Origin of the sequence: Streptomyces sp. NPDC058246, assembly GCF_042881985.1 — a bacterium.
Taxonomy (GTDB): Bacteria; Actinomycetota; Actinomycetes; order Streptomycetales; family Streptomycetaceae; genus Streptomyces.
The window spans coordinates 73,953-94,155 of record NZ_JBHVWZ010000009.1 but is presented as its reverse complement, the minus strand read 5'-3'; the positions used below and the strand labels follow the sequence as shown (position 1 = coordinate 94,155).

Genomic DNA, 20,203 nt, shown 5'->3' with positions numbered 1-20,203 from the left:
CGTGCTTTGGAGGTTTAACCCCCGCCCCTCTCGGACCTTTGCCGGTGTACCCCATTTTTCTCTTTAAACGCTGCGGGGCGCCACCTGGGGGTTGGGGCCCTTCTCTCAGCTATGCCGAGCGCTGCACTCAGGCAGCGACAACCTCGATGTTGACCTTGGCGGCAACCTCGGGGTGCAGACGCACGGACGTCTCGTGGGCGCCCAGGGTCTTGATCGGCGCGCCCAGCTCGATGCGGCGCTTGTCGACCTCGGGGCCACCGGAAGCCTTGATCGCCGAGGCGATGTCGGCCGGAGTGACGGAACCGAAGAGACGACCGGCGTCGCCGGAGCGAACGGCCAGACGGACCCTGACGCCCTCGAGGCGGGCCTTGATCTCGTTGGCCTGCTCGATGGTCGCGATCTCGTGGATCTTGCGAGCACGACGGATCTGCTCGACGTCCTTCTCGCCACCCTTGGTCCAGCGGATCGCAAAGTTCCGCGGGATCAGGTAGTTGCGAGCGTAACCGTCCTTGACGTCGACGACGTCGCCCGCGGCACCGAGGCCAGAGACCTCGTGGGTGAGGATGATCTTCATGTTTCGGTCACCCTTCCCTTATCGCGCGGTGGAGGTGTAGGGCAGCAGCGCCATCTCACGGCTGTTCTTCACAGCCGTGGCGACGTCACGCTGGTGCTGCGTGCAGTTGCCGGTCACGCGGCGGGCACGGATCTTGCCGCGGTCGGAAATGAACTTCCGCAGCATGTTCGTGTCCTTGTAGTCCACGTACGTGACCTTGTCCTTGCAGAAAGCGCAGACCTTCTTCTTCGGCTTGCGCACAGGCGGCTTCGCCATGGTGTATCTCCTGTGTGATCAAGAAGTGGGGGTACGACCCACCCTCGGCCCGGGGGCCTAGAAGGGGGGTTCGTCCGAGTAGCCGCCGCCGGAGCCGCCGGAGCCGCCGGAGCTTCCGCCCCAGCCGCCGCCACCGCCGCCCTGGTTGCCACCGGCAGGAGCGCTGGTCGCCCAGGGGTCTTCGGCGGGAGCGCCGCCACCCTGCTGCTGACCGCCGCCGGAGCCTCCGCCCCAGCCGCCGCCCTGCTGGCCGCCGCCACCGCCGCTGTAACCGCCCTGGCCGCCTCGACCCGTGGTCTTGGTGACCTTGGCCGTGGCGTTCTTCAGGCTGGCGCCGACTTCCTCGACGTCCAGCTCGTAGACCGTGCGCTTGACGCCCTCACGGTCCTCGTAGGACCGCTGCTTCAGCCGGCCCTGCACGATGACGCGCATGCCTCGCTGGAGCGATTCGGCAACGTTCTCCGCCGCCTGACGCCAGACCGAGCAGGTGAGGAACAGGCTCTCGCCGTCCTTCCACTCATTGGTCTGACGGTCGAAGGTGCGGGGGGTGGACGCGACACGGAACTTCGCGACCGCCGCACCGGAAGGGGTGAAGCGCAGCTCGGGGTCGTCGACAAGATTGCCGACGACCGTGATGACGGTCTCGCCTGCCATGGGGGAACCTCTCGGCGGGTTTGCTGCTGGCTGCTTGTGCTACTCGATGCCCGAGATCAGCTGAGCGGAGCTCAGTGGGTCTCGGGACGGAGGACCTTGGTCCGGAGGACCGACTCGTTCAGGTTCATCTGGCGGTCGAGCTCCTTGACGACCGCAGGCTCGGCCTGCAGGTCGATGACCGAGTAGATGCCCTCGGGCTTCTTCTTGATCTCGTACGCGAGACGACGACGGCCCCAGGTGTCGACCTTCTCGACCTTTCCGTTGGCCTCACGGACCACGGAAAGGAAGTTCTCGATCAGCGGGGAGACAGCGCGCTCCTCGAGATCGGGGTCGAGGATGACCATCACTTCGTAGTGACGCATGTGGAACCCACCTCCTTTGGACTCAACGGCCACGGTCGTTCCGTGGCAGGAGGGTTGTGATGCGTTCGCAACGGTATCGGCCGCCACTGACAATCGGGCTCCCCGTTCGGTGGACCGAGCGGGAATCCTGTCGTGATCAGGGCCGTGACCTGGGTCGTGACCCGGCCGCAGCCTGGGCAGACACCGGTGCAGAGGGTACAGAGTACCTGCACACCGGCTTCCGGTTGAAATCCGACCGGGTTGACCGTCAATCTGTACACATCGGGTGTGTATGGCGCTACGATGCGCCGCCTTCCGCAGGAGGTGCCCTATGGCACAGGTATTGCGACCCAACACCACCGGCTCTCTCTTCGCCACGGATGGCAAGGCCCATCCGCTCCAGGACACCTTGCTCGCGGTGACCCTGGTGCTCGGAATCACGGCCTTCGTCACGGCGATGTTCCACAACCTCCATCTGCTCAGCTCATGGGCCGGCCTGGTGGGAATCCTCACCGGTGCGTACGGGCAGTTCATCTCTGTGACGACCCGCGAGCGCTTCGGGCTGATTCTGGGGCTCGGCGCCTCGGCCGTCGGCTTCTTCCTGGGCATGGCCCACGGAGGCCTTTTCGGCGGCCTCTTCTGACCCGAACGCCCGTTTTCCCCTGACCCCGGGACGGTTCTCGATCCGTCGCCGGGGCACAGGTTCCATACAGCCATTCGAGGCGCTCCCAGGGCGCAGTAGGCTTCGGCGCGAGAGCCGGAGCCCCTGTACCCATGGGGACACACCAGCCCGAGGAGCGCCCCGAATGAGTCTGACCCTGAGGACCATCAGCCGAGAGCAGCATCTGGCATACATCCAGAGCCTGCCCGCGGCGAGCCACATGCAGGTCCCGGCCTGGGCAGACGTCAAGGCGGAGTGGCGCTCCGAGAGCCTCGGCTGGTTCGACGACAGGACCGGCGAGATGGTCGGCGCGGGACTGGTGCTGTACCGCCAGCTGCCCAAGATCAAGCGCTATCTCGCCTATCTGCCCGAGGGCCCGGTCATCAACTGGTTCGCGCCGAACCTCGACGACTGGCTGCAGCCGATGCTCGCGCACCTCAAGCAGCAGGGCGCCTTCTCCGTGAAGATGGGCCCGCCGGTGATCATCCGGCGCTGGGAGGCGGCGTCCATCAAGGGCGGCATCCAGAACCCGGACGTCAAGCGTCTGCGCGACATCGAGGCGGACTTCATCGAACCGCGCGCCTTCGAGGTCGCCGACAAGCTCCGCCGCATGGGCTGGCAGCAGGGCGAGGACGGCGGCGCCGGCTTCGGCGACGTACAGCCCCGCTACGTCTTCCAGGTGCCGCTGGCCAACCGCTCCCTGGAAGAGGTCCACAAGAACTTCAACCAGCTGTGGCGCCGCAACATCAAGAAGGCCGAGAAGGCGGGCGTCGAGGTCGTCCAGGGTGGCTACCAGGACCTGGAGGAGTGGCAGCGGCTGTACGAGATCACGGCCGTCCGCGACCACTTCCGGCCCCGCCCGCTGTCGTACTTCCAGCGCATGTGGACGGCCCTCAACACCGAGGACCCCAACCGCATGCGGTTGTACTTCGCACGCCACAACGGCGTGAACCTGTCGGCCGCGACGATGCTGGTCGTCGGCGGCCACGTCTGGTACTCCTACGGCGCCTCGGACAACATCGGCCGCGAGGTCCGGCCCTCGAACGCGATGCAGTGGCGGATGCTGCGCGACTCGTACGCCCTCGGGGCGACCGTCTATGACCTGCGTGGCATCTCCGACTCGCTGGACGAGACCGATCACCTCTTCGGTCTGATCCAGTTCAAGGTGGGCACGGGCGGGCAGGCCGCCGAGTACCTCGGCGAGTGGGACTTCCCGCTCAACAAGCTGCTCCACAAGGCCCTCGACATCTACATGTCGCGCCGCTGAGCCGACCCGAACCGCATGCCGAGCCGCTGAACCGGCCCGGCGTCGCCCCGTCGGTCCGGCGAATCCGCCACAATTTCCTTTCATACCTCTGATACACCGCAGCCACGAGAAAGGTTCCGGGACCGGCCATGGCGCTCACGCTCTACGTCGACTCCGCGCGCTGGCGGGCACACCACAAGCAGGTGTCCGAGCAGTTTCCGGGGCTGGTCCCCGTCTGCAAGGGCAACGGCTACGGCTTCGGCCACGAGCGGCTCGCGGACGAGGCCACCCGTCTGGGCTCCGACGTCCTCGCCGTCGGCACCACGTACGAGGCCGCCCGGATCAAGGACTGGTTCGGCGGCGACCTGCTGGTCCTGACGCCGTTCAGGCGGGGCGAGGAGCCCGTGCCGCTGCCCGACCGCGTCATCCGCTCCGTGTCGTCCATCGACGGGGTCTACGGCCTCGTGGGGGCCCGTGTCGTCATCGAGGTCATGTCCTCGATGAAGCGGCACGGCGTGAGCGAGCAGGACCTGCCGCATCTGCACTCCGCCATAGAGAACGTCCGCCTCGAAGGCTTCGCGATCCACCTCCCGCTGGACCGCACCGACGGCTCGGACGCCGTCGAGGAGGTCATCGGCTGGATGGACCGTCTGCGCGCGGCGCGGCTGCCGCTGCACACGATGTTCGTCAGCCACCTCAAGGCCGAGGAACTCGCGCGGCTGCAGCAGCAGTTCCCGCAGACCCGCTTCCGCGCCCGCATCGGCACGCGTCTGTGGCTGGGGGACCACGAGGCGACCGAGTACCGCGGGGCGGTCCTGGACGTCACCCGCGTCGCCAAGGGCGACCGCTTCGGCTACCGGCAGCAGAAGGCGGCCTCCGACGGCTGGCTTGTCGTCGTGGCAGGCGGTACGTCGCACGGGGTGGGCCTGGAGGCCCCGAAGGCGCTGCACGGCGTCATGCCGCGCGCCAAGGGCGTCGCCCGAGCCGGCCTCGCGACGGTCAACCGGAACCTTTCGCCGTTCGTGTGGGCCGGCAAGCAGCGCTGGTTCGCGGAGCCCCCGCACATGCAGGTCTCGATCCTCTTCGTGCCCTCGGACGCCACAGAGCCGAAGGTCGGCGACGAACTGGTGGCCCATCTGCGGCACACCACGACGCAGTTCGACCGCATCGTCGAGCGCTGACCCCTGATTCGACCCGCTCGGACACGCCGAAAGGCCGTACACGGACACCGTGTACGGCCTTTTGCGTGGCTCTCCTATGCCGTGTTCGCTCAGGGCGAACTGTCTCCCGCGGTCGCGCTCCGACTGCCCCACTCGACCTGTGGCCCGTCGAAGTGTGCGGCGTGCCGTGGCGGATGGGCCGCCGCTCCGAGTACGAAGACGTCCTCCGCGTCATCCAGCACCCCGCCCGACGGGTCGTCGTCACCGGCTCGGCGCACCATGTCGCGCTCCGGCATGAAGATGTCGCGGACGACCACGGCGCACAGGTACAGCGTCCCCACCAGGTGCACTGCGATGGCCATTTGGTAGCCGTCGGTCGGCAGACCCTTGTGGGCGTCCCCACTGGTCGTGTACGCGAGGTACAGCCAGATCCCGAGGAAGTACGCGACCTCGCACGCCTGCCAGATGAGGAAGTCCCGCCAGCGCGGCCGGGCCAGCGCGGCAAGGGGGACCAGCCACAGCACGTACTGGGGCGAGTAGACCTTGTTGGTGAGGATGAAGGCCGCGACGATCAGGAAGGCGAGCTGGGCGAAGCGCGGCCGCCGCGGGGCGGTGAGCGTGATCGCGGTCAGGCCCGCGCAGACGAGCAGCATCATGATCAGTGCCCACGTGTTCGCCGAGTCGGCGGTGATCGTGATCTTCAGCCACTGCGAGATGAACAGGAAGACGGACCCGAAGTCGACCCCTCGGTCATGGCTGAAGCTGTAGAACTTCGCCCACCCCTCCGGTGCCAAGTACATCACCGGAAGGTTCACGACGAGCCAGGCCCCGACGGCTCCCAGCAGCGCCGTCCCGAACTCACGCCACTTGCCGGCCCGCCAGCACAGCAGGAAGAGCGGTCCGATCACCAGGAACGGATAGAACTTGGCGGCCGTGGCGAGCCCGATCAGCACGCCGAAGGCGAGGGCCCGGCCCCGCGACCACATCAGCATCGCGGCGGCCAGGAGGGCCACAGCGAGGAGATCCCAGTTGATGGTGGCGGTGAGGGCGAAGGCGGGCGCCAGAGCGACCAGGAGGCCGTCCCAGGGGCGTCGACGGTGGGTGCGCGCGGTGCAGACGGCGATGACCGCCGCGCACACCATCAGCATCCCCGCGTTGACCATCCAGTAGATCTGCTCCTGGTCCTGGATGCTCCCGCTCCCCGGGGTGAGCCAGGCAGCTACCTCCATGAACACGCCGGTCAGCACCGGGTACTCGAGGTAGTCCATGTCGCCGGGGATCTTGTCGAAGTACGGCACAAGACCGTCGGCGAAGCCGCGCCCCTGGTAGAGGTGCGGAATGTCCGAGTAGCACGCGTGCGTGTACTGGGAGCTGGCACCGAAGAACCAGGCGCCGTCGTAGCAGGGCAGCTTCTGCACCATGCCGAGGGCGAACATGCCGATGGCGACGAGTGCGACGACCCGCACGGGCGTCCACCAGGACGTCCCGAGCAGGGCACGCCGCCCGATGGGGCCGCCAATCAGCTCACTGCCGCTCGCGGCGACCTCGTCCTCCTTGGTCGGCCGTACCAGCTCCGGCTCGTGCACGCTCGCTCGCGTCGTCTCTGCACTGGGCATGCCGCACATCCTGCCGTACGCGGCTAGGAATACGCCGAGGGCCGCCGCACCTGGTTGGTGCGACGGCCCTTGTTTCACGTGAAACGGCGTGTTTCACGTGAAACACACACGGAGTCGGCTATCCGGTCTGCCCTCCGAAGATCCCTCCGTTGCCGTTACCTCTGGAGGTTCCGGTGCTGGTGGTCTCCGTCGGTGTGGCGGTCACTCCGCCGTCCGTACCGCCGTTACCGGTACCGCCTGTGCTTGTTCCCCCACCGTTGCTGCAGTTCCAGTCGAAGTTGCCGCAGGTCTCGCTCGTCGAGGGCGAGGGAGACGTGAGGCTCTCGCTGGGCGAGGGAGTCGGCGTCGGGCTTTCCGTCACGCTCTGGGTGGGCGAGGGAGTCACGCTCGGGCTCGGGGTGTCATTGAGGACCTGGCCGATCGGCTCGGGGGTCGGGAAGGGCACCGCCTTCTCACCCTTGAGCGCCTGCTCCATGTAGTCACGCCAGATCTGGGACGGGAACGACGCACCGTGGATCGTCTTCTCGCCGCCCGTGCCGTACATCTGGAGGAACTCGCGGTTCTTGTTGGTCTCGTTGTCATCCATGCGATACATGCCGATCGCGGTCGACAACTGCGGGGTGTACCCGACGAACCAGGCGGACTTGTTGCCGTCGGTGGTACCGGTCTTACCGGCCACTTCACGACCGGTCAGCTGGGCGTTGGTACCGGTTCCCTTCTCGACCACGGTCTTCAGGACGTCAGTGACGTTGTCGGCGACCTGCTCGGTGAAGGCCTGCCGGGTCTTCGCGATGTCGCTGTGCCGGAAGACCGTGCCGTCCTTGTTGGTGATCTGGTCGACCGAGTACGGATCGCGCTGCTTGCCGCTGGCCGCGAAGGTCGCGTACGAACCGGCCATGCGGATCGCACTCGGGGAGGACGTCCCCAGAGAGAAGGACGGATAGTTGGCGTCGGCAAGGCTCGACTTCAGAATGCCCGCGTCCAGGACGGACGCCTTGACCTTGTCGAGGCCGACATCCATACCCAGCTGGACATATGCGGAGTTGACGGACTCACGCATCGCCTCGCGCAGGTCGATCTTGTAGCTGGGCGGGTTGTACGACTGCCCGCCGTCGTTCTTCTGCAGCCACTCCCTGCCTTTGTCATCCTTCCAGTCGCTGCCGTTGTAGTCCTTGATCTTCTGCTTGTTCTTGCCGCTGTACAGGCTCTTCGGAGAGACCTTCGTGCGCTCGTCCTGCGCCTGATCGGGGGCTCCGTTGGGATCCCGGGCACCCCACGACATGGCGGCCGCCAGGACGAAGGGCTTGAACGTCGAACCCACCTGGGCACCGGTCTGGTCGGCATTGTTGGTGAAGTGCTTGGTCGCGTCCTCACCGCCGTATATGGCCTCGATCGCACCGGTGTCCGGGTTGACTGAAGCCCCGCCGAACTGGACATAGGTGTCCGTCTTCGGGCGCTCCTTGGGCTTGATGTTGGCCTTGCGGACCTTGTCCACGGCGTTCTTGAGCTCATCGACCTTCTTCTTGTCGAAGGTCGTGTGGATCGAGTAGCCGCCCTGCTGAAGCTGGTTCGCGGTGATCTTGGTGTTGTTGATGATGTAGCCCTTGGCGAGGTCGACGAGATAGCCGATCTGGCCGCTGAGCCGGGTGTTCGACCGCGGGTTCTGCCAGTGGGGGAGATCTTTGTACTTGTTCCGCACCGCGGCGCTCAGGTGGCCGTACTGGACCTCCTTGTCCAAGGTGTCCGCCCACTGGGCCTTGGCCCGCTTCCTGTTAGCGTCGGCTGTGGCGGCCGGGTCGAACGCCGTCGCACCCGCCGGGTCGTAGTACGTGGCGCCCTTGAGCATCGCCGCCAGGAAGGCGCACTCACTGGGGTCCAGCTTGACGGCGTCCTTGTTGAAGTAAGCGCGCGCGGCCGCCTGGATCCCGTAGGCCCCGCGACCGTAGTACGCGGAGTTCAGGTAGCCGGCCATGATGTCTTCCTTCTTGACCGTGGCGCCGACCTTTATCGCTACGAAGATCTCCTTGAACTTCCTGGAGATCGTCTGCGACTGATCGTCCAGCATCGCGTTCTTCACGTACTGCTGGGTGATGGTCGAGCCACCCTGTGTCTGGCCGCCTTTGGCCATGTTGAGGAAGGCGCGGGCGATGCCCTTCGGGTCGATGCCGCTGTCGGTCTCGAAGGTCTTGTTCTCCTGCGAGATGACGGCGTACCGCATCGCCTCTGGAATCTGCGCGTAGTTGACGATCTGGCGGTTGGTCTCACCGCCGGTGGCGACCATCTCACTGCCGTCGGCCCAGTAGTAGACGTTGTTCTGCGCCGTGGCGGTGTCGGCGACCTTCGGGACGGACACCATCGCGTACGCGATACCCGCCACCGCGACGATGCTGCCGAAGAAACCGATGAACAACCCCGTCACGAGCTTCCAGGACGGGACCCAGCGCGCGGCTCCGTACTTGCCGGCGCGCGGGTAGTCGATGAAACGCCTCTTGGCAGGCTCGGAAGCGCGGCCTCTGCCCCGCCCCGGTCCGTTCGGTCCGGCGGGGCCACCGCGTCGGCCGCCACCGCCTCCGGGGCCACCTCGTCCGGCGCCGTCGGCCGCTCTGCGTCGACCTCCGCCACTACTTCTCTGTGCCGCCCGCCGAGCCTCGGCACGGCCACCGTACGGGCGCTCCTCCTCACCCCCCGACCCGTAGGAGTCGGAAGGAGACCCGGTGGCGCCTCGCGGTGCCGCGCGGCGACCGGAGGACGACCCGGACTGGCCGCGTCGGGCCGCGGCACGTCCGCCTTCCTGCGGCTGCGGCAGTTTGCGACGGTGCTCGCTCATCGAACGATTACTCCTCGGGCAGGCGCACCCGTGCGCGCCTGGAAACGGCGGCTGGTTTCCGGTCCCCCCGAAGTACGGATGCGGTCGTTTGCGCATTCACCCGTACTGCACCAAAGACGATGACGCCCTCAGGCGTCACTTGGTTCCCGGTGGTGTGCATGGCGCACAGACTACGCACCGTCAAAACCCACCTAGGGCCGAAGTTCACCCCAAATCAGGCAACTCGCTTCGTATGAATCGGTGATGTGACGCCGTTCACCGTGGCCCCTCTTGTCGCATCCGGATGACCGTTCTATCGTGCTGATGTATCGAGTCGATACATCAGCGCGGCATAAAGACCGTGGCGACGAGGCAGCGACAGGGAGGAGGCGACGATGAGCCGGCGTTCCGGGATCCTCGAGTTCGCCGTACTCGGCCTGCTCCGCGAGTCCCCGATGCACGGCTATGAGCTGCGCAAACGACTCAACACGTCACTGGGTGTGTTCCGTGCCTTCAGCTACGGGACGCTCTATCCCTGCCTCAAGACGCTGGTCGCCAACGGCTGGTTGATCGAGGAACCGGGGTCGACACCCGAGGACGCCCTCGCAGCTCCACTCGCAGGGCGTCGCGCCAAGATCGTCTACAGGTTGACGGCAGAAGGTAAGGAACACTTCGAGGAGCTGCTCTCGCAGACGGGTCCCGACGCGTACGAGGACGAGCACTTCGCCGCCCGCTTCGCGTTCTTCGGGCAGACGTCACGCGACGTACGCATGCGCGTACTGGAGGGCCGCCGCAGCCGTCTGGAGGAGCGCCTCGAGAAGATGCGCGCCTCACTGGCGCGCACCCGAGAGCGCCTCGACGACTACACGCTTGAGCTCCAGCGCCACGGAATGGAGTCCGTGGAGCGCGAAGTGCGCTGGCTGAACGAGCTCATCGAGAGCGAGCGGGCGGGGCGGGACGTCAAGGGTCCCGTCTCCGAAGGCTCCGCTCAGCAGGACAACACATCTGGAGAGACGGGCGGCCTGCCCCGGCACCGGGACAGCACCCGGCCGGATCCGTCCGACGACACCGCCACGTGAGGCCCATTCGGGGTTTCACCGATACACACAGGGAGCAACCGGAATGGGTTCGGTTCGCGTAGCCATCGTCGGCGTGGGCAACTGCGCCGCCTCGCTGGTACAGGGCGTCGAGTACTACAAGGACGCCGACCCGGCGTCCAAGGTGCCGGGCCTCATGCACGTCCAGTTCGGCGAGTACCACGTGCGTGACGTCGAGTTCGTCGCCGCCTTCGACGTCGACGCCAAGAAGGTCGGCCTCGACCTCTCCGACGCCATCGGCGCCAGCGAGAACAACACCATCAAGATCTGCGACGTCCCGAACAAGGGCGTCACGGTCCAGCGCGGTCACACCCTGGACGGTCTCGGCAAGTACTACCGCCAGACCATCGAGGAGTCCGCCGAGGCCCCGGTCGACATCGTCCAGATCCTCAAGGACAAGCAGGTCGACGTCCTCGTCTGCTACCTGCCGGTCGGTTCCGAGGACGCGGCGAAGTTCTACGCCCAGTGCGCCATCGACGCCAAGGTCGCCTTCGTCAACGCTCTCCCGGTCTTCATCGCCGGTACCAAGGAGTGGGCGGACAAGTTCACCGAGGCCGGCGTGCCGATCGTCGGCGACGACATCAAGTCGCAGGTCGGTGCCACCATCACGCACCGTGTGATGGCGAAGCTGTTCGAGGACCGCGGTGTCCGTCTTGAGCGCACCATGCAGCTCAACGTCGGCGGCAACATGGACTTCAAGAACATGCTGGAGCGCGACCGCCTCGAGTCCAAGAAGATCTCGAAGACGCAGGCCGTCACCTCGCAGATCCCCGACCGCGACCTGGGCGAGAAGAACGTCCACATCGGTCCCTCGGACTACGTGGCCTGGCTCGACGACCGCAAGTGGGCCTACGTCCGCCTCGAAGGCCGTGCCTTCGGTGACGTTCCGCTGAACCTGGAGTACAAGCTCGAGGTCTGGGACTCCCCGAACTCCGCGGGTGTCATCATCGACGCCCTGCGCGCCGCGAAGATCGCCAAGGACCGCGGCATCGGCGGCCCGATCCTCTCCGCGTCGAGCTACTTCATGAAGTCCCCGCCGGTCCAGTACTTCGACGACGAGGCCTACGCCAACGTCGAGAAGTTCATCAAGGGCGAGGTCGAGCGCTAGCAGCCACAAGGGTTTACGCCCCTGTCTGTTGAGGGTCCCCGGGCATTTCGGCCCGGGGACCCTCCTCGTATGTGAGGCTGTGACGCATGTCTGTCGCGCGTGACCTGCGCATACTGCTGCGCTTCCAGGGCTTCAGACGCCTGCTCGGCGTACGGCTGCTGTCCCAGGGCGCCGACGGGGTCTACCAGGTCGCGCTCGCCACGTACGTCGTCTTTTCCCCGGAGAAGCAGACATCGGCTGCCTCGATCGCCTCCGCGATGGCGGTCCTGCTGCTCCCGTACTCCCTCATCGGCCCCTTCGCCGGCGTCCTGCTGGACCGCTGGCGACGCCGCCAGGTTTTCCTGTACGGCAACCTGCTGCGGACGGCACTGGCCTGCGTGACGGCCGTCCTCATGCTGAGCCATGTCCCCGACTGGCTTTTCTACGCTTCCGCGCTGTGTGTCACCGCGGTCAATCGCTTCGTCCTGGCCGGCCTCTCGGCCGCGCTGCCCCGGGTCGTCGACTCGGACCGTCTGGTGATGGCCAACTCGCTTTCTCCGACAGCCGGGACGCTCGCCGCGACCCTGGGCGGAGGACTCGCGTTCGCCGTACGGCTGCTCGCCTCGGACTCCGACGCGGCGGTCGTCCTCGTAGGGGCGACCCTGTATCTGTGCGCGGCGCTCGCCTCCCTGCGCATCGCGCCGGAACTGCTCGGTCCCGACCAGGAGTTGGTCCAGCCGTGCCTGGGCGCCGCCCTCACCGGCACCGCGCGCGGCCTCGCGGCGGGCGTACGCCATCTGGCAGCGCCCGCACGGCGGGAGGCGGCCTGGGCGCTCCTGGCGATGACGCTGATGCGCTTCTGCTACGGCGCACTGACCGTCATGCTGCTGATGCTCTGCCGGTACGCCTGGGCACCCGGTTCAGACGACGGTCTCGCCCTGCTGGGGCTGGCCGTGGGCATCTCCGGGGCGGGCTTCTTCGTGGCGGCCGTGGTGACGCCCTGGGCAGTGGGGAAGCTGGGTCCCGGCGGCTGGATCGTCGTGTGTGCGGGCGCCGCCGCGGTCCTGGAACCCGCGCTCTGCCTCCCGTTCGCCCCCGCGCCCATGCTGGTCGCCGCCTTCTTCCTGGGCGTGACCACACAGGGCGCGAAGATCGCCACGGACACGATCGTGCAGTCCTCGGTCGCCGACGGCTTCCGCGGCCGGATCTTCTCCGTCTACGACGTCCTGTTCAACGTCGCTTTCGTCGGCGCTGCCGCAGTAGCCGCTCTGATACTGCCTTCTGACGGACGCTCGGCTTCCCTCGTGGTGACTGTGGCAGCGCTCTACGCAGCAATTGCTGCCACTATGGCCCGCTTTGAATTGCAGTAAGTGTCACATCAGTGCCACAGAGCCCCTCCGGGCTACTGAGTTGTCACAGGGTCCCGATAGCTTACGTGCGTCTTATTCGCTTCACGCGCCTACGTTCTAGGGGGACCCCCAAGTGACCACTCCGCCGCCCCAGGGCCAGAACCCGTTCGCCCAGGGCCAGCAGCCCTACGGCCAGCCGCCCCAGGGTCAGGCCCCCTATGGCCAGCAGCCCCCGCAGGGTTACCCGCAGCAGCCCGGCCAGCCCGGCCAGCCCGGCTTCCCGCAGCAGGGGGCTCCGTACGCCCCTGTTCCGCCGCAGCGGCCGAAGCGCGGCATCAAGCAGTACCTGCGCATAATCGTGCCCATCGCGGGCCTCAGCATCATCGTGGGCGGCTGGCTGCTCAACGACAACGGCGGGGACGCCAAGAAGCTGGCTGTGGGCGACTGCCTGTACAACAAGGGCAGCGAGAGCAAGCCGGACGTCGTCCAGGTCGACTGCACCGATTCCAAGGCCACGCACAAGGTCCTCAAGAAGGCGGACGGCGCCTCACTTCCTTCGCTGACCTGCGGGAGCGTGACGGGCACGACGGCGACGCTGACGTGGGAAGAGACCGGCGAGTCCTTCACCCTCTGCCTGGGCGACAACAAGTAGCCCGCGACGCTGGATGTGCCAAAGGGGCGGTGTTTCACGTGAAACACCGCCCCTTCGTGTTGCCCCGGGGTCATGTTTCACGTGAAACATGACGCGCTGTGCGGGCTTCAGCTCTGCTCGGCCCACCACTCCTTGAGCGCCGCCACCGCCGCGTCATGCTCCATCGGACCGTTCTCCAGACGCAGCTCCAGCAGGAACTTGTACGCCTGACCGATGGCCGGGCCGGGGCCGATGCCCAGGATCTCCATGATCTGGTTGCCGTCGAGATCCGGGCGGATCGCGTCGAGCTCCTCCTGCTCCTTGAGCTGCGCGATGCGCTCCTCCAGGCCGTCGTACGCACGGGAGAGCGCGGTCGCCTTCCGCTTGTTCCGCGTGGTGCAGTCGGAGCGGGTCAGCTTGTGGAGGCGCTCGAGGAGCGGGCCCCCGTCTCGTACGTAGCGACGGACCGCGGAGTCCGTCCACTCGCCGGTTCCGTATCCGTGGAAGCGCAGGTGCAGCTCGACCAGACGCGAGACGTCCTTCACGAGATCGTTGGAGTACTTGAGCGCCGTCATCCGCTTCTTGGTCATCTTGGCGCCCACCACCTCGTGGTGATGGAAGGAGACCCGGCCGTCCTTCTCGAAGCGGCGTGTCCGCGGCTTGCCGATGTCGTGCAGCAGCGCGGCCAGCCGGAGGGTCAGGTCGGGACCGTTCTCCTCCAGCGCCATCGCCTGCTCCAGGACGATCAGCGTGTGCTCGTAGACATCCTTGTGCCGGTGGTGCTCGTCACGCTCCAGCCGCAGGGCGGGAAGCTCCGGCAGCATGTGATCGGCGAGACCCGTGTCGACGAGCAGCGTCAGGCCCTTACGGGGGTGCGCGGACAGGATCAGCTTGTTCAGCTCGTCCCGCACCCGCTCCGCCGAGACGATCTCGATGCGGCCGGCCATGTCCCTCATCGCGGTGACGACCTCGGGCGCCACCTCGAAGTCCAGCTGTGCGGCGAACCGCGCGGCCCGCATCATCCGCAGCGGATCGTCGGAGAAGGACTGCTCCGGGGTGCCCGGGGTGCGCAGAACGCGAGCGGCGAGGTCGTTCCGGCCACCGTACGGGTCGATGAACTCCTTCTCCGGCAGAGCCACCGCCATGGCGTTCACCGTGAAGTCACGGCGCACCAGGTCTTCCTCGATGGAGTCACCGTAGGACACCTCGGGTTTGCGCGAGGTCCGGTCGTACGCCTCGGAGCGGTACGTCGTGATCTCGATCTGGAACGACTGCTGTACGTCGCCCACGCGGGCGTCCTTCTGCGCGCCCACCGTACCGAAGGCGATCCCGACCTCCCACACGGCGTCCGCCCAGGGCCGCACGATCTTCAGTACGTCCTCGGGGCGGGCGTCGGTCGTGAAGTCCAGGTCATTGCCGAGCCGGCCAAGGAGCGCGTCCCGGACCGAGCCGCCGACCAGGGCGAGGGAGAACCCGGCCTCCTGGAAGCGGCGGGCGAGGTCGTCGGCGACAGGGGACACCCGCAGCAGTTCACTCACCGCGCGGCGCTGCACCTGACTCAGGGCACTGGGGTTGTCTTCGTTGGCGTTCGGCACAACAGAAAAGGGTACGTGGCCGGGGCACCGGCGGGCGCCTCCATAAAACGTGCACAGGCACCCCGTCATTTCACAGGCATCAATACGCGCACATACAGGACAGCCGGCCCGGTTCCCCGATCTTGTGGCGCACTCCGCGGCACTTACCCTCAGCGCGCATCGTTACCATGCGTGGACGCACATTCCAACGACCACTGACGACGACGAGGGACGGGCGAGCGCGTGGCCGAGGCGGCAGACTTCCTGGGGATGAGTCCCTCACCTGCCCGCCGGTGGCTCCGGCGCAGCGGAACACTGCTGGCCGGGCTGCCTTTGCTGGCCGGGCTGCTCCAGCTGCCCATGAGTACATCCGCATCCGCCGCCGAGAAGACCACCGTGGCCGAGGCCACTGGGTCCAGCACGGTCGACGTCTCCCTCGACTCGCTCAGCCCCAGTGCCCCCACGGACGGCGACACGCTCACCGTGTCCGGCTCGGTCACCAACAACGGCAAGCAGACGATCACAGGCGCCCACGTGGGCCTGCGGGTGGGCCCTTCGCTGAGCAGCCGCTCCGCGATCGACAGCGCCGCACAGCGCACCGGTTTCCAGCTGGGCCCCGACCCCTTGGAGGTCGGCGGCAAGTACGTCGCGAAATTCTCCAAGATCCCCTCGGGCGTCTCGCAGCACTTCAGCATCTCGGTGCCCGTCAAGGATCTGGACCTCGGTTCCGACGGGGTCTACCAGCTCGGTGTCTCGCTTACGGGCCGCACCGCCGCCCAGCCATGGGACCAGGTGCTCGGCATCGAGCGGACGTTCCTGCCCTGGCAGCCCAACGCGGCCGACACGAAGACGAAGACGACGTACCTCTGGCCTCTGATCTCCCCGGTCCACCTCACGGCGGAGACCGGCTCGGACGAGCAGCAGACCCGCGTCTTCAAGAATGACGACCTGGCCAAGGAGATCTCCCCCGGCGGCCGTCTGGACGAGCTCCTGTCCTTGGGCAGCGATCTCGACGTCACCTGGGTGCTCGACCCGGATCTGCTGGCCTCCGTCGACGCGATGAGGGCCGGCTACCGGATCCAGGGCGAGAACGGCACCACCACGGCAGGGAAGAACCAGGCGGTCGCCAAGGCCTGGCTCGACAAGCTGGAGAAGACGGTCCAGGACAAGAAGGTCGTCGCTCTCCCCTTCGCCGACCCCGATCTGGCGTCGCTGGCCCACAACGGCAAGGACGTCACCGGTTCCCTGAGCCACCTCAAGGACGCCACCGATGTGGCCGCCAAGACGGTGGACACAATCGTTCACGTGAAGCCGAGCACCGACTTCGCCTGGCCCGCCGACGGTGCCATCGACCCGTCGATCGTCAAGGTCGCCACCTCGGCCGGCGCCGACAAGGTGATCGCCCGCAGCGACAGCCTGCGCGAGACGGGTGTACTGCCGTACACGCCGAGTGCGCCCCGCCCCATCGGCGGCGGGACGACCGCGGTGGTCGCGGACGCCAGGCTGTCGACCGCGTTCCAGGGCGACATGACGAAGGCCGACAGCTCCACGCTCGCCGTGCAGGAGTTCCTCGCCCAGAGCCTGATGATCAACCTGCAGGAGTCGAACGACCAGCGCAGCATCGTGGTCGCCCCGCAGCGCATGCCCTCCGCGAGCCAGGCCCAGACGATGGCGCAGGCGCTGAAGGCTCTGCAGGACGGGAACTGGTCGGAGTCCCAGGGCCTGTCCGCGGCCGCCAAGGCCAAGCCGGACCCGGGCGCCAACACGAGGGTGCCCTCCGCGTCCTCCTACCCGTCCTCGCTGCGCAAGCAGGAGATGCCCCGGTCGGCCTTCGAGGAGATCCAGGCCACGCAGAGCAAGCTCGACAACTTCCAGGTGATTCTCACCGACAAGACCCGCGTGGTCACCCCGTTCGGCCGGGCCATAAACCGGGGGATGTCGACGTCCTGGCGGGGCCGTGCCACCGAGGCGGAGACCTTCCGCGAGGGCGTGCAGTCGTACCTCAGCGGCCTCACCGGACTGGTCCGGCTGATCGACAAGTCTGACGCGAAGCTCTCCGGACGCAGCGCCACGATCCCCGTGACCGTGCAGAACAACCTCGTGCAGGGCGTCAACCACTTGGTGTTGCGCCTCACGTCTCAGCAGCCCACTCGCCTCAAGATCGGCAACGGTCCCTACGCCGAACAGCAGATCCAGGTGGCGGGCGAGCACAGTCAGTCGGTGAAGTTCACCACCTCGACCCAGGCCAACGGTCCGGTGAAGGTGGTCGCCCAGCTGTACACCGAGGACGGTCAGGCGTACGGCCGCGCGGTCACCTTCGATGTAAAGGTCACCGAGATCACTTCCACGGTGATGCTCGTCATCGGTGGCGGCGTCCTGCTGCTGGTACTCGCCGGCTTCCGGATGTACACCCAGCGCAAGCGGGCAGCCGCCCAGCCGGTCGAGGAGAGCCCGGAAACCAGTCCCGCGGCCGAGGGAACGAACGCCGAGAACGAGAACGGCGTGAACAAGGACACGGACGGCACCGTAGACACTAAGGACACGGACGGCACCGTAGACACTAAGGACACGGACGGCACCGTAGACACTAAGGACACGGACGGCACCGTGGACACTGGGGGCACCGAAGACTCCGCGAACGGTCCCGACGGGGAGTCCGGCGCGGAGCCCGGGGCAGACGACCCGGAGCACCCGAGTGACCCGACACCGGACACCGCACCGGAAAGCACCGACCCGTCCGGGACGGGTGAGAGAGTGGACCGTTGAGCGATGTCGTGGCCGGTGGGCCCGGGGACGATGAGGTGGGGTAACCATGAACGCGCCGTATGACGGTGACCGCGGCCAGGGCGCGGGCGGCTCGGGGTACCCCGAGGGCTACCCGGACCAGAGCGCGGGAGACCCCGGCTACGCCGAGGGCTACCCGGACCAGGGCACGGGCCACTCCGGCTACCCCGAGGGCCCGCCGCCCGAGCACGGCCAGATGCCGCCGGGGCCCGCCGCGGACATGTACCTCCAGGACGCCTACGACCAGGATCCTTACCGGGCGCAGGACCTCTCCGCCCAGGACCCGGTGGCCGAGGCGCTCTACGACCGTGCCTCCCACCCCCCGCCGCCTCCCGGCGCGTATTACCCGCAGCAGCCGCTCTACGCCCAGCCGCCCACGCCCCAGTACGCTCCCGACCCGCGTGTGTGGGCCCAGACGCCCCCTCCGGAACCGGGCGGCCCGACGCGTCACCTGCCGTACGGCGAGGACGCACGCACCACCCAGTTCGTGGGCGTCGACGACCTGGTCACCCAGGCCGGCGACGAGCACCACGAGCCCGACGCCTTCGCCCACCTCTTCCGCGACCAGCAGCAGGGCAGCAGCCGTCCGCCTTACACCCCGCCCGGCGTTCCCTCACCGGCTCCTGAACCGGCTCCGGCCGTCCTGCAGTCCCCGGCGCCCGCATCCGCGCCCGCGCCCGCTGCGAAGAAGTCCGGGGGGCGCGCCGCTGGTCTGCTGAAGTCGAGCGCCGTGATGGCGGCGGGCACGCTGGTTTCCCGGCTCACCGGCTTCATCCGGTCCGCGCTGATCGTCTCGGCGCTGGGCATCGGCTTCCTGGGCGACTCCTTCCAGGTCGCTTACCAGCTGCCGACCATGATCTACATCCTGACCGTCGGCGGAGGCCTCAACTCCGTCTTCGTGCCGCAGCTCGTGCGCTCCATGAAGGAGGACGAGGACGGCGGCGAGGCGTACGCCAACCGGCTGCTGACCGTCGTCATGGTGGCGCTCGGCATCCTGACCGCGCTGGCGGTCTTCGCCGCCCCGCTCCTGGTCCGCCTGCTGTCGGTGAAGATCGCAGACGATCCGGCGGCCAACGAAGTGGCCGTCACCTTCACGCGTTACTTCCTGCCCTCGATCTTCTTCATGGGCGTCCACGTGGTGATGGGGCAGATCCTCAACGCCCGCGGGAAGTTCGGCGCGATGATGTGGACTCCGGTCCTCAACAACATCGTCATCATCGTGACGCTCGGGATGTTCCTCTGGGTGTACGGCACCTCGGCGGACTCCCACATGACCGTCACGAACATCCCTCCGGACGGCCAGCGGCTCCTTGGCGTCGGCATCCTTCTCGGCCTGGTCGTACAGGCCCTCGCGATGATCCCGTATCTGCGCGAGACCGGATTCCGGCTGCGCCTGCGCTTCGACTGGAAGGGCCACGGCCTCGGCAAGTCCGCGATGCTCGCCAAGTGGACCGTGCTCTTCGTCCTGGCCAACCAGGCGGGTGCCCTCGTCGTCACCCAGCTGGCGACCGCCGCCGCGGGCAACGACGCCAAGGTCCAGGGCACCGGCTTCGCCGCCTACGCAAACGCCCAGCTCGTCTGGGGCCTCCCGCAGGCCATCATCACGGTCTCCCTGATGGCGGCGCTGCTTCCGCGGCTCTCCCGCTCGGCCCACGAGGGCGACGGCGGAGCGGTCCGCGACGACATCTCCCAGGGCCTGCGGACCACGGCCGTGGCGATCGTGCCGATCGCTTTCGGATTCGTCGCGCTCGGCATCCCGATGTGCACGCTGATCTTCGGCTCCTCGGGCACCAGCGAAGCCACGAACATGGGCTACATGCTCATGGCGTTCGGCCTCGGTCTGATCCCGTATTCCGTCCAGTACGTCGTGCTGCGCGCCTTCTATGCGTACGAGGACACCCGGACGCCCTTCTACAACACGGTCATCGTCGCCACCGTCAACGCGGCGGCCTCGGCCCTCTGCTACTTCGTACTGCCGGCCCGCTGGGCCGTGGTCGGTATGGCCGCCTCGTACGGCCTCGCCTACGCGATCGGCGTCGGCGTCGCCTGGAGCCGACTGCGCAAGCGGCTCGGCGGCGACCTGGATGGAGCCCGCGTGCTGCGGACGTACGCCCGCCTCGGCATCGCCGCGGTGCCCGCGGCCCTGCTGAGCGGCGCGGCCTGCTACGGCATCGGCCACACCCTCGGCCAGGGCGCCGCAGGCTCCCTGGCGGCCCTCTTCGCCGGCGGCCTGGCCCTGCTCGGCGTCTTCTACATCGCCGCACGGAAAATGCGCATCGAAGAACTCAATTCAATGGTCGGGATGGTCCGCGGGCGCCTGGGGCGCTGAGGCGGGGGTACGCGCACAACCATCGTCCGTCGCCGCGTG

Annotated in this window: 16 protein-coding genes; 9 read left to right on the top strand and 7 right to left on the bottom strand. The window is 67.5% G+C overall.

Annotation, left to right across the window (positions count from 1 at the left end; translation table 11 throughout):
* Nucleotides 1-127: 127 nt before the first annotated feature.
* The 4 genes from rplI to rpsF all read right to left on the bottom strand — a co-directional run bounded on the left by rplI (nucleotide 128) and on the right by rpsF (nucleotide 1,845).
* On the bottom strand, nucleotides 128-574 hold the full coding sequence (rplI, locus tag ACFVXA_RS15930) for a 50S ribosomal protein L9 (RefSeq protein WP_383737890.1): 447 nt from the start codon (nucleotides 572-574) through the stop codon (nucleotides 128-130).
* 18 nt (nucleotides 575-592) lie between these two features.
* Nucleotides 593-829: a 30S ribosomal protein S18 gene (gene rpsR, locus ACFVXA_RS15925; protein WP_003949403.1), complete on the bottom strand. Its 237-nt coding sequence runs from the start codon at nucleotides 827-829 to the stop codon at nucleotides 593-595.
* A 57-nt stretch (nucleotides 830-886) separates the two neighbouring features.
* Nucleotides 887-1,483, bottom strand: coding sequence for a single-stranded DNA-binding protein (locus tag ACFVXA_RS15920; RefSeq protein WP_362023511.1), 597 nt, complete (start codon nucleotides 1,481-1,483; stop codon nucleotides 887-889).
* A gap of 71 nt (nucleotides 1,484-1,554) precedes the next feature.
* Nucleotides 1,555-1,845: a 30S ribosomal protein S6 gene (gene rpsF, locus ACFVXA_RS15915; RefSeq protein ID WP_028804085.1), complete on the bottom strand. Its 291-nt coding sequence runs from the start codon at nucleotides 1,843-1,845 to the stop codon at nucleotides 1,555-1,557.
* A gap of 310 nt (nucleotides 1,846-2,155) precedes the next feature.
* Here rpsF and ACFVXA_RS15910 point away from each other — a divergent pair, with 310 nt between their 5' ends.
* The 3 genes from ACFVXA_RS15910 to ACFVXA_RS15900 all read left to right on the top strand — a co-directional run bounded on the left by ACFVXA_RS15910 (nucleotide 2,156) and on the right by ACFVXA_RS15900 (nucleotide 4,912).
* Complete coding sequence (locus tag ACFVXA_RS15910) at nucleotides 2,156-2,467, top strand: hypothetical protein (RefSeq protein ID WP_389936179.1); 312 nt, start codon at nucleotides 2,156-2,158, stop codon at nucleotides 2,465-2,467.
* A 163-nt stretch (nucleotides 2,468-2,630) separates the two neighbouring features.
* Nucleotides 2,631-3,752, top strand: a complete 1,122-nt coding sequence (gene femX, locus ACFVXA_RS15905; RefSeq protein ID WP_362023517.1) for a peptidoglycan bridge formation glycyltransferase FemX — start codon at nucleotides 2,631-2,633, stop codon at nucleotides 3,750-3,752.
* A gap of 128 nt (nucleotides 3,753-3,880) precedes the next feature.
* On the top strand, nucleotides 3,881-4,912 hold the full coding sequence (locus ACFVXA_RS15900) for an alanine racemase (protein ID WP_362023520.1): 1,032 nt from the start codon (nucleotides 3,881-3,883) through the stop codon (nucleotides 4,910-4,912).
* 89 nt (nucleotides 4,913-5,001) lie between these two features.
* On the opposite strand, the gene ACFVXA_RS15895 is transcribed toward ACFVXA_RS15900, so the two are convergent.
* Nucleotides 5,002-6,507, bottom strand: coding sequence for a glycosyltransferase 87 family protein (locus ACFVXA_RS15895; RefSeq protein ID WP_362023523.1), 1,506 nt, complete (start codon nucleotides 6,505-6,507; stop codon nucleotides 5,002-5,004).
* Nucleotides 6,508-6,625: 118 nt separating this feature from the next.
* The gene (locus tag ACFVXA_RS15890) at nucleotides 6,626-9,334 is read right to left on the bottom strand and encodes a transglycosylase domain-containing protein (RefSeq protein WP_362023526.1); all 2,709 of its coding nucleotides are present in this window, start codon (nucleotides 9,332-9,334) and stop codon (nucleotides 6,626-6,628) included.
* A 374-nt stretch (nucleotides 9,335-9,708) separates the two neighbouring features.
* Between ACFVXA_RS15890 and ACFVXA_RS15885 the strand changes: the two genes are divergently transcribed.
* The 4 genes from ACFVXA_RS15885 (at nucleotide 9,709) to ACFVXA_RS15870 (ending at nucleotide 13,498) form a co-directional block, all read left to right on the top strand.
* Complete coding sequence (locus ACFVXA_RS15885) at nucleotides 9,709-10,392, top strand: helix-turn-helix transcriptional regulator (RefSeq protein ID WP_362023528.1); 684 nt, start codon at nucleotides 9,709-9,711, stop codon at nucleotides 10,390-10,392.
* A 43-nt stretch (nucleotides 10,393-10,435) separates the two neighbouring features.
* A complete protein-coding gene (locus ACFVXA_RS15880) occupies nucleotides 10,436-11,518 on the top strand; it encodes an inositol-3-phosphate synthase (protein WP_362023530.1) in 1,083 nt (360 codons plus the stop codon).
* An 86-nt stretch (nucleotides 11,519-11,604) separates the two neighbouring features.
* Nucleotides 11,605-12,867 carry an MFS transporter gene (locus ACFVXA_RS15875; protein ID WP_389465913.1) on the top strand — a complete coding sequence of 421 codons (1,263 nt, stop codon included), beginning with the start codon at nucleotides 11,605-11,607 and terminating at the stop codon, nucleotides 12,865-12,867.
* A gap of 112 nt (nucleotides 12,868-12,979) precedes the next feature.
* Nucleotides 12,980-13,498: a hypothetical protein gene (locus tag ACFVXA_RS15870; RefSeq protein ID WP_383737875.1), complete on the top strand. Its 519-nt coding sequence runs from the start codon at nucleotides 12,980-12,982 to the stop codon at nucleotides 13,496-13,498.
* A 107-nt stretch (nucleotides 13,499-13,605) separates the two neighbouring features.
* Here the strand turns inward: ACFVXA_RS15870 and ACFVXA_RS15865 are convergent, their stop codons facing one another.
* Nucleotides 13,606-15,072, bottom strand: coding sequence for a CCA tRNA nucleotidyltransferase (locus tag ACFVXA_RS15865; protein ID WP_389465911.1), 1,467 nt, complete (start codon nucleotides 15,070-15,072; stop codon nucleotides 13,606-13,608).
* 222 nt (nucleotides 15,073-15,294) lie between these two features.
* Here ACFVXA_RS15865 and ACFVXA_RS15860 point away from each other — a divergent pair, with 222 nt between their 5' ends.
* Complete coding sequence (locus ACFVXA_RS15860) at nucleotides 15,295-17,817, top strand: DUF6049 family protein (RefSeq protein ID WP_390025284.1); 2,523 nt, start codon at nucleotides 15,295-15,297, stop codon at nucleotides 17,815-17,817.
* 46 nt (nucleotides 17,818-17,863) lie between these two features.
* The gene (gene murJ / locus ACFVXA_RS15855) at nucleotides 17,864-20,164 is read left to right on the top strand and encodes a murein biosynthesis integral membrane protein MurJ (RefSeq protein ID WP_383737867.1); all 2,301 of its coding nucleotides are present in this window, start codon (nucleotides 17,864-17,866) and stop codon (nucleotides 20,162-20,164) included.
* Nucleotides 20,165-20,203 lie beyond the last annotated feature (39 nt).